Source organism: Pseudomonas sp. PB105 (genome assembly GCF_009764655.1).
Lineage (GTDB): Bacteria > Pseudomonadota > Gammaproteobacteria > Pseudomonadales > Pseudomonadaceae > Aquipseudomonas > Aquipseudomonas cyclaminis.
On record NZ_RWIO01000045.1, the window covers coordinates 1 to 14853 of the forward strand.

General features: G+C 63.8%; 13 protein-coding genes. 1 reads left to right on the forward strand and 12 read right to left on the reverse strand.

The genetic code is table 11. From position 1 onward, the window contains the following. On the forward strand, positions 1 to 224 hold a 224-nt coding region (locus EJD88_RS27085), incomplete at its 5' end, for a hypothetical protein (protein ID WP_218573961.1). A gap of 44 nt (positions 225 to 268) precedes the next feature. On the opposite strand, the gene EJD88_RS12400 is transcribed toward EJD88_RS27085, so the two are convergent. The 12 genes from EJD88_RS12400 to EJD88_RS12455 all read right to left on the reverse strand — a co-directional run bounded on the left by EJD88_RS12400 (position 269) and on the right by EJD88_RS12455 (position 14299). Then, the gene (locus EJD88_RS12400) at positions 269 to 1354 is read right to left on the reverse strand and encodes a tartrate dehydrogenase (protein WP_099586571.1); all 1086 of its coding nucleotides are present in this window, start codon (positions 1352 to 1354) and stop codon (positions 269 to 271) included. A 14-nt stretch (positions 1355 to 1368) separates the two neighbouring features. Beyond that, positions 1369 to 2829: an NAD-dependent succinate-semialdehyde dehydrogenase gene (locus EJD88_RS12405; protein WP_158878085.1), complete on the reverse strand. Its 1461-nt coding sequence runs from the start codon at positions 2827 to 2829 to the stop codon at positions 1369 to 1371. Positions 2830 to 2947: 118 nt separating this feature from the next. Beyond that, entirely contained in the window at positions 2948 to 4105 is a 1158-nt protein-coding gene (gene argE, locus EJD88_RS12410; RefSeq protein WP_158878086.1) for an acetylornithine deacetylase, read from the reverse strand. Next, entirely contained in the window at positions 4102 to 5256 is a 1155-nt protein-coding gene (locus tag EJD88_RS12415; protein WP_112196059.1) for an FAD-binding oxidoreductase, read from the reverse strand. The genes argE and EJD88_RS12415 overlap by 4 nt, the downstream gene beginning before the upstream one ends. Beyond that, positions 5253 to 6632: an NAD(P)/FAD-dependent oxidoreductase gene (locus tag EJD88_RS12420; RefSeq protein WP_158878087.1), complete on the reverse strand. Its 1380-nt coding sequence runs from the start codon at positions 6630 to 6632 to the stop codon at positions 5253 to 5255. Before EJD88_RS12420 ends, EJD88_RS12415 begins: the two co-directional genes overlap by 4 nt. Continuing rightward, a complete protein-coding gene (locus EJD88_RS12425; protein WP_158878088.1) occupies positions 6614 to 6922 on the reverse strand; it encodes a (2Fe-2S)-binding protein in 309 nt (102 codons plus the stop codon). Before EJD88_RS12425 ends, EJD88_RS12420 begins: the two co-directional genes overlap by 19 nt. Next, entirely contained in the window at positions 6919 to 8760 is a 1842-nt protein-coding gene (locus EJD88_RS12430; RefSeq protein WP_158878089.1) for an ABC transporter ATP-binding protein, read from the reverse strand. The genes EJD88_RS12425 and EJD88_RS12430 overlap by 4 nt, the downstream gene beginning before the upstream one ends. A gap of 1 nt (position 8761) precedes the next feature. Further along, on the reverse strand, positions 8762 to 9637 hold the full coding sequence (locus EJD88_RS12435; protein ID WP_158878090.1) for an ABC transporter permease: 876 nt from the start codon (positions 9635 to 9637) through the stop codon (positions 8762 to 8764). After that, a complete protein-coding gene (locus EJD88_RS12440; RefSeq protein ID WP_158878091.1) occupies positions 9634 to 10590 on the reverse strand; it encodes an ABC transporter permease in 957 nt (318 codons plus the stop codon). Before EJD88_RS12440 ends, EJD88_RS12435 begins: the two co-directional genes overlap by 4 nt. Positions 10591 to 10603: 13 nt before the next feature. Further along, positions 10604 to 12241 (reverse strand): ABC transporter substrate-binding protein, encoded by a 1638-nt coding sequence (locus tag EJD88_RS12445; protein WP_099586562.1) that lies wholly within the window; start codon positions 12239 to 12241, stop codon positions 10604 to 10606. A 95-nt stretch (positions 12242 to 12336) separates the two neighbouring features. Continuing rightward, positions 12337 to 13611: an FAD-binding oxidoreductase gene (locus EJD88_RS12450; RefSeq protein WP_099586561.1), complete on the reverse strand. Its 1275-nt coding sequence runs from the start codon at positions 13609 to 13611 to the stop codon at positions 12337 to 12339. A gap of 19 nt (positions 13612 to 13630) precedes the next feature. Beyond that, the gene (locus EJD88_RS12455; protein WP_158878092.1) at positions 13631 to 14299 is read right to left on the reverse strand and encodes a haloacid dehalogenase type II; all 669 of its coding nucleotides are present in this window, start codon (positions 14297 to 14299) and stop codon (positions 13631 to 13633) included. Positions 14300 to 14853 lie beyond the last annotated feature (554 nt).

Below are 14853 nucleotides of genomic sequence, written 5' to 3' on the forward strand. Positions count from 1 at the left end.
GTCGATCAGCTCTTGGGGAATGGATGGAAGGTCTCGCGGGGCCTCACGGGCCGGTTTCTTTTTGGTCGGCATACATGCACCTCTATCAACATGTTATGCCCGAACACAAAATTTATGACAGTCCCTCAAAATCAAAAGCAGATCACGAGCCAGAGCCGAATCACATCTTCCTGAAAATGGGGATTCAAATGTGGGAGGGGGCTTGCCCCCTCCCACATTTTTAACCGAGGACGCCGGGTTGGCCGTTACCCAAACAACGGATATGTATTCATTCAACCAGCCCCCCGGCAATCGCAACCCCAACCTCCCGAGTCGAGCCAACACCCCCCAGATCCGGCGTAACCACCCCGGAAGCAATCACCTCTTCGATCGCCCGCAAAATCCCATCATGCGCCGCCCGATACCGCGCATCGCCATTCCCCAGAAAATCCAGCATCAACGCCCCCGACCAGATCATCGCAATCGGATTCGCAATGCCCTGCCCATAGATATCCGGCGCCGAACCATGCACCGGCTCGAACAACGACGGAAACCGGCGCTCCGGATCCAGGTTCGCCGACGGCGCGATCCCGATCGTCCCCGCACACGCAGGGCCTAAATCGGACAGGATGTCGCCAAACAGATTCGACGCCACTACCACATCAAACCGGTCCGGCTGCAGCACAAACCGCGCACACAGAATGTCGATGTGCTGCTTGTCCCAGCTCACCTCGGGATAGTTCGCCGCCATCAACGCCGTGCGTTCGTCCCAATACGGCATGCTGATGGAAATCCCGTTGGACTTGGTCGCCGCCGTCAGTTTTTTACGCGGGCGGGTCTGGGCCAGGTCGAAGGCGAACTTGAGGATGCGGTCCACACCGCGCCGGGTGAACACCGATTCCTGCAGTACGAACTCATGGTCGGTGCCTTCAAACATCTTGCCGCCCACCGACGAATACTCGCCCTCGGTGTTCTCACGGATCACCACGAAGTCGATGTCCCCCGGTTCACGCCCGGCCAGCGGGCACGGCACGCCAGGGAACAGCCGCACCGGGCGGATGTTGACGTACTGGTCGAAGTCGCGGCGGAACTTGAGCAGCGAGCCCCATAGCGAGATGTGGTCCGGGACTTTATCCGGCCAGCCCACCGCGCCGAAGTAGATCGCGTCGAAGCCTTTGAGCTGTTCGAACCAGTCATCGGGCATCATCTGCCCGTGTTCCAGGTAGTAATCACAGTGGGCCCAGTCGAGCACGTCGATGCTCAGGTTCAAGTCCCAGATTCTGGCCGCTTGTTCCAATACCCGCAGCCCTTCGGGCAACACTTCCTTGCCAATCCCGTCGCCGGCAATCGCGGCGATTCTGAATGCTTTAGTCATGCTGCATGCCCCTTTCAGTTCAACCCGCCAATGTGGAAAGCCTTGACCTCAAGGTACTCATCCAGCCCGTATTTGCTGCCTTCACGCCCCAGCCCCGACTGTTTGATGCCGCCGAACGGCGCAACTTCCATGGAAATGATCCCGGTGTTGAGCCCGACCATGCCGAACTCCAGTGCCTCACCGAACCGCCACGAGCGCTGCATGTCCTGGGTGAAATAGTAGGCGCCAAGGCCATAGGGCGTGGCATTCGCCAGGGCCAGCGCCTCGGCCTCGTCGGTAAAGCGCATCAGCGGCGCCACCGGGCCGAAGGTTTCTTCATTGGCCAGCAGCATCTCGGCGTGGCAGTTGCCGAGTACCGTGGGTTGCACGAACTGGCTGTCGCCCGTGGGGATCGCGCCGCACAGCAGGGTCGCGCCCTGGCTCAGGGCATCGTCGATGTGCCGCGCCACTTTGTTCACCGCCGCCGGGTTGATCAACGGGCCGATGGTCACGCCGTCTTCCAGGCCATTGCCGACCTTGAGCTTGCCCACCTCTTCCACCAGGCGTGCGGCGAAACGCGCGTAGATACCGTCCTGCACCAGGATGCGGTTGGCGCACACGCAGGTTTGCCCGGCGTTGCGGAATTTGCTGATCATCACCCCGGCAACCGCCTGTTCCAGGTCGGCGTCATCGAACACCACAAAGGGGGCGTTGCCGCCCAGTTCCAGGCTCAGGCGCTTGATGTGCTCGGCGCTCTGGCGCATCAGCAAGCGGCCGACGGCGGTGGAGCCGGTGAATGAAATCTTGCGCACCACCGGGCTGCCGGTCAGGGCCTCGCCGATGCCGGCGGGCAGCCCGGTGATCACATTGAAGACGCCAGCGGGGATGCCCACGCGCTCGGCCAGTACCGCCAGGGCCAGCGCCGACAGCGGTGTGAGGTCCGAGGGTTTGACGATAATCGGGCACCCGGCGGCCAACGCCGGGGCGCACTTGCGGGTGATCATCGCGTTGGGGAAATTCCACGGGGTGATGGCGGCGCACACGCCCACCGGTTGCTTCAACGTCAGCAGACGGCGATCGCCGCCGGGCGCCGGCATGGTTTCGCCGTAGACCCGGCGCGCTTCCTCGGCGAACCATTTGACGAACCCGGCGCCGTAGCGCACTTCGCCCTTGGCTTCGTTGAGCGGCTTGCCCTGTTCCCAGGTCATGATCAGCGCAAGGTCGTCGAGGTTGTCGAGCATCGCCTGGTACCAGCGCTCCAGCAGCGCCGCCCGTTCGGCGGCCGGGCGTGCGCGCCAGGCGGGCCAGGCCCGTTCGGCGGCGGCGATGGCGCGGTGGGTGTCCACCGCGTCCATGGCGGGCACCCGTGCCAGCAGGTGGCCGGTGGCGGGGTCGTGGATGTCCAGGGTGGCACCGCTGTCGGCGGCGATCCACTGGCCGTCCACATAGGCGAGTTCAGCCAACAGGCTGGGGTCTTGCAAGCGGGTGGTGAGCATGGTCGAGATCCTGATCCGAGACACGCTCCAGTCTAGGGAGGTGCCACGGGCGAGGATGCCGAAAGCGCGGATACAGCAGCGTGCCGTGCTGAAATTACGCCCAGGACGGCAGGCTCTGCTAGGCCTTCAACGAGCCGAGCAAACCTTGCAGAAAGCGCTCGCCGGCGTCCATCTGGCTGATCTCGATAAACTCGTCGGGCTTGTGCGCCTGCTCGATGGAGCCCGGCCCGCAGACCACCACCGGCACGTCCAGGCGCTGCTTGAACAGGCCACCCTCGGTGCCGAACGAGACCTTGGACGTGCCGGTGTCCGGCGCGGCGAATTGCTTGAGAAAACGCACCGCTTCGACACTCGGATGGGTATCCAGGCCTGGGTAGACGTTGACGGTTTCAATCTCGATGGCCGCCACGCTGGACAGCTTCTGCGCCTCCCGCACGATGACTTCGGCGCGCTCGCGCATCTGCTCCAGAAACTGATCCAGGTCATCGGCGGGCAAGTTGCGCACTTCGAAATCCAGGGTGCACAGGTTAGGCACGATATTCAGCGCTTTACCGCCGACGATCTGTCCCACGTGCACGGTGCTGTAGGGCACGTCGTAGTCGGTATCCTGGGCGCCATGGCGTTGCAGTTGCTGCTGGCTGTCGCGCAGGGCGGCGATAAAGTCGCAGGCCACATGGATGGCATTGACCGAACGCGGCGCCAGCGACGAATGCGCCTCCAGGCCACGGCAGTAGGTGCGGTAGGAACCCTTGCCCTTGTGCCCGAGCACGAACTGCATATTGGTCGGCTCGCCGATCACACACAGAAACGGTCGCACCGGCGCCAGATGCAGCACATCGAGCAAGCGCCGCACGCCGACGCAGCCGATCTCCTCGTCATGGGACAAGGCCAGTTGCAGCGGGCGGTTCAAGGGATGCTCGGCAGCGTCGAGCATGGCGTCGATGGCCAGCGCGATAAAACCCTTCATGTCACAACTGCCGCGCCCGTAGATGCGCCCGTCCTGCACGGTGGCCGCGAACGCGGGAAAGGTCCACGCCTGCCCCGCCGCCGGCACCACGTCGGTGTGCCCGGAGAGCAACACGCCAGGCTGGTTCTTGGGCCCGGTGCTGGCAAACAGGTTGGCCTTCTTGCCGCTCTCGTCCTTGACGATCAGCGACTCGATGCCTTTGGTCAGCAGCAGGTCGCGCACATACTCGATGAGGGCCATGTTCGACTCGGACGACACCGTGTCGAAGGCCATGAGTGTTTTCAGGATGTCCAGTACGCGGGGTTTCATGAGGCCTGGCTCCGTTGTTCGGCAGGTAAGGCAAAACGGCTGATGGAAAACGGCGCAATCGGCGTGCTGGTACTGCCGGTGGCGAGCAGTTCGGCCATCACATCACCGACGCCGGGGCCGAGCTGGAAGCCATGGCCGCAAAAACCAAAAGCATAGAACAGCCCGTCGACGGTGCCGCTGGGGCCCATCACCGGCAGCGAGTCCGGCAGGTAGCCTTCGATGCCGCTCCACACGCGGATGATATTCAGGTTGCCAACCCCCGGCAGCAAGCGGCGCATCTGGCTGATCTGGTTGAGGATACTGCGCGGCTCCACATAGGCGCGGCGGTTTTGCATGTCCGGTTTGCTGCGATAACCACCGCCGATGACGATATTGCCGCGTGGGATCTGGCGGAAGTAGATCACTTCCTCGGGGATCTTGGTGTACACGCCGATCACTGTGGGCAAGGCGTAGGGCACCGGTTCGGTCACCGCCATCTGCGGGCCGTGGGTGTCCAGGGGCACCGGTTCGCCGAACTGCGCCGAGAGTTTCTGGCCCCAGGCACCAGCCGTGATCAGCAGTTGCGCGGCCTGGAACTGGCGGCCGTCGGTGGTGGTGATATGGAAATCTGCGCCGAGTTTTTGCACCTCGGCGACTTCGGTGCGCTCTTCAATCCGGGCGCCCAGGCGAATGGCGGCGCGGGCAAAGGCCGGTGCCGCCAGGCGCGGGTTGGCATGGCCGTCGTGGGGCGCGTAGGAGCCGCCCTTCACGTCCGGGCCCAGGAAACCGAAGCGCTGACGCAACTCGGCGCCGCGATAGATCTTCAGGTCCAGCTGTTCAGCTTCCGGCGCGGCGGCATAGGCTTGCAGCTCGGCGATTTCGTCTTCGCGATAACACACGCGCATATGCCCGCTGGGAATGAATTCCAGGTCATCGTCGATCAGTTCCGGCAGGCGTTTCCACAACGCCCAGGAGCGGTTGGCCAAGGCCAGTTGCCCGAGGAAACGCCCTTGGCGGCGCACGTTGCCGAAGTTGACGCCGCTGGCGTACTGGCCGATCTGGTCGCGCTCCAGCAGGATCACCGACTGCCCGCGACGGCGCAGGAAAAACGCGGTCGCCGAGCCCATCAGGCCGCCGCCGACAATCACCACATCGGCTTTTTGCACACTCATAGCGATACCTCCTCGGTGATCAGCATCGACAGCGGTTTGACCGGCGCCTGGCCGCGCTGGCGGCCGACGTCCTGCACCTGCACGCCTGCCGCTGCCGCGATCACTTCGGCGCCCGCCTGGGAACAATAACGGCCCTGGCAGCGGCCCATGCCGACCCGGCTGAATGCCTTGGCACGGTTGACTTCGCAGGCGCCCTTTTCGTTCACGGTGCGACGCAGCTCTCCGGCGCTGATCATCTCGCAGCGGCACACAATGGCGCTGTCCGGCAGTGCCTTGGCCTGTTCGCTGGGCCACGGGAACGCCTGGGCCAGGCCGAGACGGAATTGGTCCATCACCGCCAGGGCCTGCTGTTGTTGCTCACGCAGCACCTTATCCACCGGTTGCTGTAAATCCTCCAACAGCGCCAACGCCACCAGGCGTCCGGCGTGCTCGGCGGCGTCGGCGCCACGGATTTTCGAGCCGTCGCCGGCCGCATAAACGCCCTTCACCGAGGTGCGCCCGGCGGCGTCGGTGGCCAGCCACCACTGGCTCGACGCCTGATCAAAAGCCATGGCGCAGCCGGCCAGGTCGCCCAACTGGGTTTCCGGGCGCAGGTGATACCCCAGCGCCACGGCATCGGCCTGCACGGTTTCGGTCCGCCCGTTGCCGGTGCTGAAGCGCACGCCCATCACGCCATTGGCGGCATCGCCCAGCACCTGCAGCGGCTTGATTCCCACGTGCACCGCGACCTTGGCCCGATACAGTTGCGCCAACAATTTGATCCCGGTGAACAGCAATCCCGGCCGCGCCAGCAGCTTGGGCAAGGCCTTGATCCGCAGGCTTATCGGCGCGGTATCCAGCACCGCCGCCACCGTGGCACCGGCTTTCACATACTGGCTTGCCACCAGATACAGCAGCGGCCCGCTGCCCATGAACACCACGCGGTGACCGATGGACACGGCCTGGTTTTTCAGCGCGATCTGCGCGCCGCCGAGGCTGTAGGTGCCCGCCAGTTGCCAGCCGTCGATAGGCATCAAGCGGTCGGTGGCGCCGGTGCAGAGGATCAGCGCGTCGTAGTCCACGGTGCTGTGGCGGCCCTGGCTGACGCAGCACAATTGCCCCGGCGTGAGGTTCCACACCAGGGTGTCGGGGCGGTAGTCGATGGCGTCGCGCAGGCGGTCGAAACTCTGGTGCAGGTCCTGCGCCTTGGCCGCTTCGCTGCCGTACAAAGTGGCGTAGTCGCGAGTGAAGCCCTGGGGCTGGCGACGGTAGATCTGCCCGCCGTCGCGGCGGTTTTCATCAATGACAATCGGGCGGATACCGGCGGCCAGCAAGGTTTCGGCGCAACGCACGCCGGCAGGTCCGGCACCCACAATAACTACCCGTGCAGTGGCCATGTCGCCTCCGGTTGTGTGGTGACAATGTCCAGCCCGTCACGGACTTCATTGGAACAGGCACGCAGGCGTTCGCCCGAGCGGGTCCACACCCAGCAGTCCTGGCACGCGCCCATCAGGCAGAAACCGGCGCGGCGGCCGCTGTCGAATTCGGACTGGCGCAAGGCCGTGCCCTGGGTCAGCAGCGCGACCATCAGAGTATCGCCCTGCAACGCTTCGATGGGTGCACCATCCACGGTCAGGCTGACCGTCGGCCGGCCCTGTTCGGCCAGCCTCACAAAACGCCCGTTCATGCATAAGCTCCCAAGGTCATGGTCGTGACGCCCTGCTGGGTGTTCAGCAAGTGGGCGCTGTCGTGGTGGCAGAGGATTTCACTGCCGTTGTCCAGGTGGCGACGGTTCGGCGCGGTGCGGTTGCACAGGCCGTCGATCCGCACCGGGCAGCGGTTGAGGAAGGTACACAGTTCCGGCACATTGGCCCGCGCGCCGATCGGCGGCAGCTCGCTGCACGTTGTGCCACAGTTTTCCAGCCAGCCCTGGCGCAACTCGGGCACCGAGTGGATCAACAGGTCGGTGTAGGGATGGAACGGTGCCTCGGCAAACGACTGGCGGCTGCCGGCCTGCACCTTGTGGCCGCTGTACATCACCACAATGTCGTCGCACAGCGCCCGCACGGTGGAGATGTCGTGGCTGATAAACAGGTAGGACACGCCCAGTTGCTGGCGCAGGTCGCGCAGCAGTTCGAGGATCGCCGCGCCGACCACGGTGTCGAGGGCCGAGGTGACTTCATCGCACAGGATCAGATCCGGTTTGGCCGCCAGCGCCCGGGCCAGGTTGACCCGCTGTTTTTGCCCGCCGGACAGTTCGTTGGGGCGTCGTTCGGCCAGGTCACGCGGCAGGCGCACCAGGTCGAGCAGTTCGCCGATGCGCGCCTGCAACGCGGCGCCTTTGAGGCCGAAGTACATCTTCAGCGGTCGGCTGAGGATGGTTGCCACACTGTGCATCGGGTTGAGCGCGGTGTCGGCGTTCTGGAACACCATCTGGATCCGCCGAAATTGCTCCGGGGTGCGTGCGGACAGGCTGGCGCCCAAGGGTTGTCCGTCAAAGGTCAGACCGCCGAGGGCCGGGGTCAACAGCCCGGCGACCACCCGCGCCAGGGTCGACTTGCCCGAGCCCGACTCGCCGATCACACCGATAGCCTGGCCACGGCGCACGGTGAGGTCGATGTCTTCGAGTACGCGGATCGCCGGCATGCCGTGCAGGTTCTTGTTGCCGTAGCCAGCGGTGAGGCCGCTGATGGTCAGCAAAGGCGCGTCTTCAGCCACGCCGCAAGGCGGACGAATCGTCGTGTCGGGCCGCGCCGCCGCCAGCAGGCTGCGTGTGTAGGCGTGTGCCGGGGCCTGGAGCAGCGGCGCGGTGGCGCTCTGTTCGAGGATCTGGCCGCCGTTGAGCACCACGATCTGGTCGGCCATCTGCGCCACCACCGCCAGGTCGTGGGACACATACACCGCCGTGGCGCCGCGCTCGCGCACCACGCGCTTGAAGGCGCGCAGCACGTCGATCTGGGTGGTCACGTCCAGCGCCGTGGTCGGCTCGTCGAGCACCACCAGCAGCGGGTCGCTGATCAGCGCCATTGCGGCCATCACCCGTTGCAGTTGCCCGCCGGAGACCTGGTGCGGGTAGCGCTGGCCGATGTGTTCGGGATCCGGCAGCGCAAGGTCGTGGAACAGGCCGATGGCCTTGGCCTGCAAGTCGGCGCGGGTGCCGAGGCCGTGGATCAGGGCGCCCTCCACCACTTGGTCGATGAGCTTTTTCGCTGGGTTAAAGGCCGCTGCCGCGCTTTGCGCGATATAGGACACGCGATTGCCGCGCAGGCCTTGCAGCTGTTTTTCGCTGAGGGCGAGCATGTCGTGTTCACCGACCCGCACCACTCCGCCGGACAACCGGCAGCCACGCCGCGCATACCCCAGCAACGCCAGGGCGATGGTGGTCTTGCCCGAGCCGGACTCGCCAATCAGCGCCAGCACTTCACCTTTTTGCAGGGCAAAGCTCACGCCCTTGACGATTTCCACCTCGCCGCGCTCGCCATAGGCGACCACGCGCAGGTCTTCGACGCGAATCAATTCGGTCATTTCAATGGCCTCCCGAGCGTCGACTATGTCGGGACGACAGATAGTCGATCAGCAGATTCACGCCGATGGTCAGCGTGCCGATGGCCAGCGCCGGAATGATGATGGCCAGCGCGCCCTGGCTGAGGCCGCCGATGTTTTCCCGCACCAGGGAGCCGAGGTCGGCATCGGGCGGTTGCACGCCCAGGCCGAGGAAACTCATGCCGCTGAGCAACAGCACGATGTAGCCGAAACGCAGGCCCAGGTCAGTCAATACCGGGTTGAGCATATTCGGCAGGATCTCCATGCACGCCACATACAACCGGCTCTCGCCACGGGTACGCGCGACCTGCACATACTCCAGGGCCTCGATGTTGACCGCCATGCTGCGGGCGACGCGGAACGAGCCGGGGATATAACTGATCACGGCCGTACAGATCAGTAGCGTTACCGATGAACCAAAGGCCGAGACCATGATCAGCGCCAGCATTTTGCTGGGGATCGAGATAAAGGCGTCCATGATGCGGCTGATGATTTCGTCCAGCCACTTGGGCGAGACCACTGACAACAGCGCACATCCGGTGCCCAAGGTGCTGGCCAGCAATGCCGCCACCAGTGCCAGCCCGACGGTGAACCGCGCGCCCACCATCACCCGGCTGAGCATGTCGCGGCCCAGGTAATCGGTGCCGAACGGGTGCGCCAGGCTGAAGCCTTCAAAGATGTTATCGGACACCACCTCACCCACCGGATGGGGGGCAAGCCACGGACCCAGCAGTGCCACCAGCAGCCAGGTGACGCACACCACGCCGCCCACCAGCCCCAGCCACGACGGGCCACTGGAGACCTTGGCGAGCGCCAGGGCAGAGGAAACGGGCTTGGACTTCGCAATGAGCGGATTCATTGGTTTCTCAGCCTCGGATTGGACAGGATCGCGCACAGGTCGGCGAGCAGCACCAGGCCCAGGTAGGCCGCGCAAAACAACATGGTGCACGCCTGCACCAGCGCCATGTCGCGGTTGGTTACAGCATCGACCATCAAGCTGGCGATGCCGGGGTAGTTAAAGATGGTTTCGACGATCACCACACCGCCCAACAGGTAAGACAGGCTCAGGGCGATGGCATTGGCAATCGGCCCGATGGCATTGGGCAAGGCATGGCGCAGCACGATACGTATCGGACTGACGCCTTTGAGGCGGGCCATTTCCACGTAGGGGCTGTCGAGTTGGTCGATCACCGCGGCGCGGGTCATGCGCGCCATTTGCGCGATGATCACGCAGCACAGCGTCATCACCGGCAAGGCATAGGTGCGCATGAATTGCAGCGGTGAGCTGATGTCACTGGCATACGAGAGTGCCGACAGCCAACCGAGGTTGACCGCGAAAATCAGGACCGCCAGGGTTGCCACCAGAAATTCAGGCACCGCGACCATCGCCAGGGTGACGAAGCTCAGGCAACTGTCGATGCGCCCGCCCCGGCCCATCGCCGAACCGATGCCGAGTACCAGTGCCACCGGCACCGAGACCAGCGCCGTGGCGCCCGCCAGCATCAAGGTGTTGGGCACCCGGCCCGCCATCAGTTCACCCACCGGCATGGCGTTGGAGACCGACACGCCCATGTCGCCGGTGAGCAGGCTCATCAACCAGTGCAGGTAACGCAACACACCGGGCTGGTCCAACCCCAGTTGCAGGCGCAGCGCCGCCACCTGTTCCGGGGTGGCGAACTGGCCCAGGGCTTGTTGCGCCGCGTCCCCTGGCAGTACCGCCGTGATCGCGAACACGACCATGGACACGATCAACAAGGTCACGACCCCGGCGCCCAGGCGCCGGCCGATCAACCACAGTGTATTGCTGTTCATCGCACCGCCCTCCTCAAGCGTCCAACCACACCTGCTCGGCGAACATGTAGCCCATGAAGCCGCCCAGCGGATTGCTGTCGTAGCCCTTGATGCGCTGGTCCACGCCGTCGATGTTGCTGATGAACACCGGGATGCCGATACCCGCGTGGTCATGCACCAGGGTCTGCATGTCGGCGTACATCCTGGCGCGCTTGGCGTCGTCGGTTTCGCCGCGTGCCAGCATCAGCAATTGGTCGAACTGATCGTTCTGCCAGCCGGACTCGTTCCACGGCGCCTTGGACTGGAAGAACTGCGAGAACATCACGTCGGCGTTGGGCCGTGGGTTGATGTTGCCGAAGCTCAACGGGTGCTTCATCCAGTGGTTGGACCAGTAGCCATCGCTGGGCAGGCGGTTCACGTCGAGCTTGAGCCCGGCCTGTTTCGCCGATTGCTGCAACAACACGGCGATGTCCACCGAACCGGTCGCGGCGGGCGACGCCATCAGCGGCATGGTGATGCTTTCCATACCGGCTTTTTTCAGCAGGAACTTGGCCTTTTCCGGGTCGTAGACCGTCTGCGGCAGGTCGGTGTTGAAGTAACGCGAACCCGGCGCAATCGGCTGGTCATTACCCACCACCGCAAAGCCACGGAACACTGCGGACTTGACCTGTTCACGGTCCAGCAGCAGTTTCATGGCCTGGGTGAATTCCGGGCTTTTGCCGGGCATCTGGTCCTGGCGGATGATCAAGTCAGTGTAGTTGCCCGACGGCGCATCGACGACGCGGTGTTTGGCACTGGCCTTGATGCGCGTGGTGGAGCGCGGGTTGACCTCGTTGATCATGTGCACGTCGCCGGACAGCAGCGCGTTGACCCGCGACGGCTCGTCGCCGATGGCGATGAATTCGATCTCGTCGAGGTACGGCAGACCCGGTTTCCAGTAGTTCTTGTTGCGCACCGCAATCGAACGCACGCCCGGCTTGAACTCGCCGACCGTGAACGGCCCGGTGCCGATGCCTTTGTTGAAGTCGGTGGTGCCTTCGGGAACGATCAGCAGGTGCGACACGGCGAGGATCGACGGCAACTCGGCGTTGGGTGCACTGAGGCGGATCTGCACTTCGTTGGGCCCGCTGGCCTTGATCTCGGTGAACTGCTCCAGCAGGGCCATGACTTTGGAACCGGTGATCGGGTCTTTCTGGCGGCTCAGGGAGAACACCACGTCGGCGGCGGTGAGTGGCTTGCCGTTGTGGAAGGTCACGTCCTTGCGCAGGGTGATGGTCCACTGGGTGGCGTCGACATTGTCGATGCGCTCGGCCAGCTCCAGTTGCGGCACCAGGTGCTTATCGAAGCGGGTCAGGCCGTTGTAGAACATGAAATGGCGCACGTAGTCGGTGGACAGCGCGCCCTTGGCCGGGTCGAGGGTGTCGGCGGTGGAACTGGACATACCCGCCACGCGGATCTTGCCGCCCGGCTTGCCCTTGCCGTCCACCGCGGCTTCATCGGCAAACAGCTTGCCGGCGGCACCGAACAGGCTACCCGCCCCGGCGGCGGCCACACCGGCCACGCCGAGCATCTGCAGGGCGTTGCGGCGCGACATGCCACGATTGAGACCTTCGAAAATCCGCAGGCTGTCCTGGCCGGAAATGAGGTCGGGGGTGTTTTTGTTGTCAGTCATAGCAAGGCTACCTGTCGATAATCGGAAGAATCGAGTGCTCACGGATGTCCGGAGCGTCCTGGAAACGCAAACGACGGTGACGCAACAACGGCAACTCAGTGCAAATAGTCCTGGAAGCGGTAGTAGGCGCCCACAAAGGGCAAAAACCAGGGCTTGCCGAAATGCCCGGGAATCGCCGGCCATTCCAGTTCGCGCCACGGGTTGGCGGCGGCATTGCCGGCCATGACCTCGGCCATCACCTGGCCCATGTGCACCGACATCTGCACGCCATGGCCGCTGTAGCCCATGGAATGGAACACGCCGCCATGCTGGCCGGCACGGGGCAGGCGGTCGGACGTCATGTCCACCAGGCCACCCCAGCAGTAGTCGATCTTCACGTGCGCCAACTGCGGGAACATGTTCAACATCGCCGCTTGCAGCACCTTGCCGCTCTTGGCGTCGGAGACGCTGTCGGACATCGCAAACCGCGCACGCCCGCCAAACAGCAGGCGGTTGTCCGGGGTCAGGCGAAAGTAGTTGCCGATCATGCGGCTGGTCACATACGCCCGGTGTTGCGGCAGCAACTGGTCGATGAGCGTCTGGGGCAAGACTTCGGTAGCGATGACAAAACTGCCTACCGGCACGATGCGCCGGCGGTACCAACCCAGGTCGCCGTGCTGGCAGGCGCCGGTCGCCAGCAGGACTTGCCCGGCGTGCAGCGAGCCCTTGGCGGTGTTGACCTGATAACCGCCGGCCTGGGCTTTCCAGTCCCTGACTTCGGTGTGCTCGTGGATCATCGCCCCACGCCGCGCCGCCGCTTCGGCCAAGCCGACACCGAAGCGACCGACATGCATCTGCACGCCGTTGCGTTGCAGCAAGCCGCCATGGAACTGCATCGACCTGACTTCAGCACGGGTCTGTTCGGCATTGAGCAGTTCGACCTCGGCATCCACCTCGCGGCGGATCAGCTCACAGGTGCGGGCCAGGCCTTCGTAATGCATAGGCTTGGCCGCCAGCTTGAGCTTGCCGTTGCGCACCAGGTCGCAGGCGATTCCTTCCTGCTCGACCAGCGATACCACGCTCTGCACCGCACTTTCGTAGGCCTGGTAATAGGCTCGCGCCTTGGCCGCACCGAGGCTGGCGTGCAGCCCGGCATAATCCTGGGCCACGCCGGTGTTGCACTGCCCACCGTTGCGCCCCGAGGCCTCGCCGATCACCCGTCCGGCGTCCAGCACCACCACGCTGGCGCCCTTGAGCGCCAACGCCCGCGCTGCCGCAAGGCCGGTGAAGCCGCCGCCGACCACAGCCACATCGACCTGCTTGGGTAAGTCACCCAACTGGGCGCCGGTAAACGCCGGTGCGGTGTCGAGCCAATAGGATTCGCTGCCCATGTCTTGCCCCTTGTGTGCGTTACAGGCCGACCAGCGCCGGCAGCCCACCGATATCGGTGATCTGCTGATAGCCGTAGAACGCGTTGCCCGGCACTTCATGGCCCCTGGCAACAAACGCTTTGTTCTTGATCTTCATGTCATGGGCCGGCATCAGGTCATAACGGAAGCTCGAAGACACATGCAAGATGTCTTCCGGACCGCAGTTGAGGTTATCGAGCATGAACTCGAAAGCCGCCAGGCGTGGCTTGTAGGCCTGGGCCTGTTCGGCGGTGAACACCTTGTGAAACGGCGCGCCGAGCTTGTCGACGTTGGACATGATCTGACTGTTGCTGGCATTGGAGAAAATCACCAGGGGGATCTTGTCGGCAATCTTCGACAGACCGGCCGGCACATCGGCGTGAGGGCCCCAGGTGGGTACGGCGTCGTAATAGAGCTGGCCTTCTTCGCGGTAGTCGATGCCCCAACGCTTGCAGGTACGGGCCAGGGCGGTCTTGAGGATTTCGTCATAGGGGCGCCAGTCGCCCATGACCTGGTCGAGGCGGTAGGCGGAGAAGTCCTTGACGAATTGGTCCATCTGCTCGGGTTTGATGCGGTCGGCGAACAGCTCGCGGGTCATGGTGCCCATATGGAAGTTGGTCAGCGTGCCGTAGCAGTCGAACGTAATGAATTTGGGACGAAGAAAGCTCATGGAGTGCGGTCCTGAAGTTCGTTGAGTGTGACAAGGGTTCACTGCCCTGGCGGCGCGTCGGCCTCGTTGCAGCACAGGTTCATTACACCACTGTGAAATCAGCATATGCCGTCTAAAACAGGCTGTGCTCAATACAAACCACCGTTTTGGGGGTTGGGCTCAGCAGAGTTTGCGGTGTGTGCCAGGCTTGGGCGGGGCCTGTGTTTGTGCGCTTTTAGGGGGCTTTGCGGGGTGCGGGGCTTTGGGATGGGGGTTGGGGGCGGCAGAAAGTGTGGTCCACGAATTCAAGCCTGCGTGCGGCCAGCGTGTTTAACGGGCACCTGAGATCAAGATCACAATCAAAAGCGCAGATCAAAGCAGGCTATGAACTATCTGCCTGATGTATGGAGATCAAAATGTGGGAGGGGGCTTGCCCCCGATGGCGCCCTGACAGCCGACCAGGATGTTGGATCTGACCGAGTACATATCCGTTTCTGCGGTAACGGCTACTTAGGGTTACGCCCTTACGGCGTGTCACTTTTGTAAAGGCACAAAAGTAACCAAAAGGCCTTCGC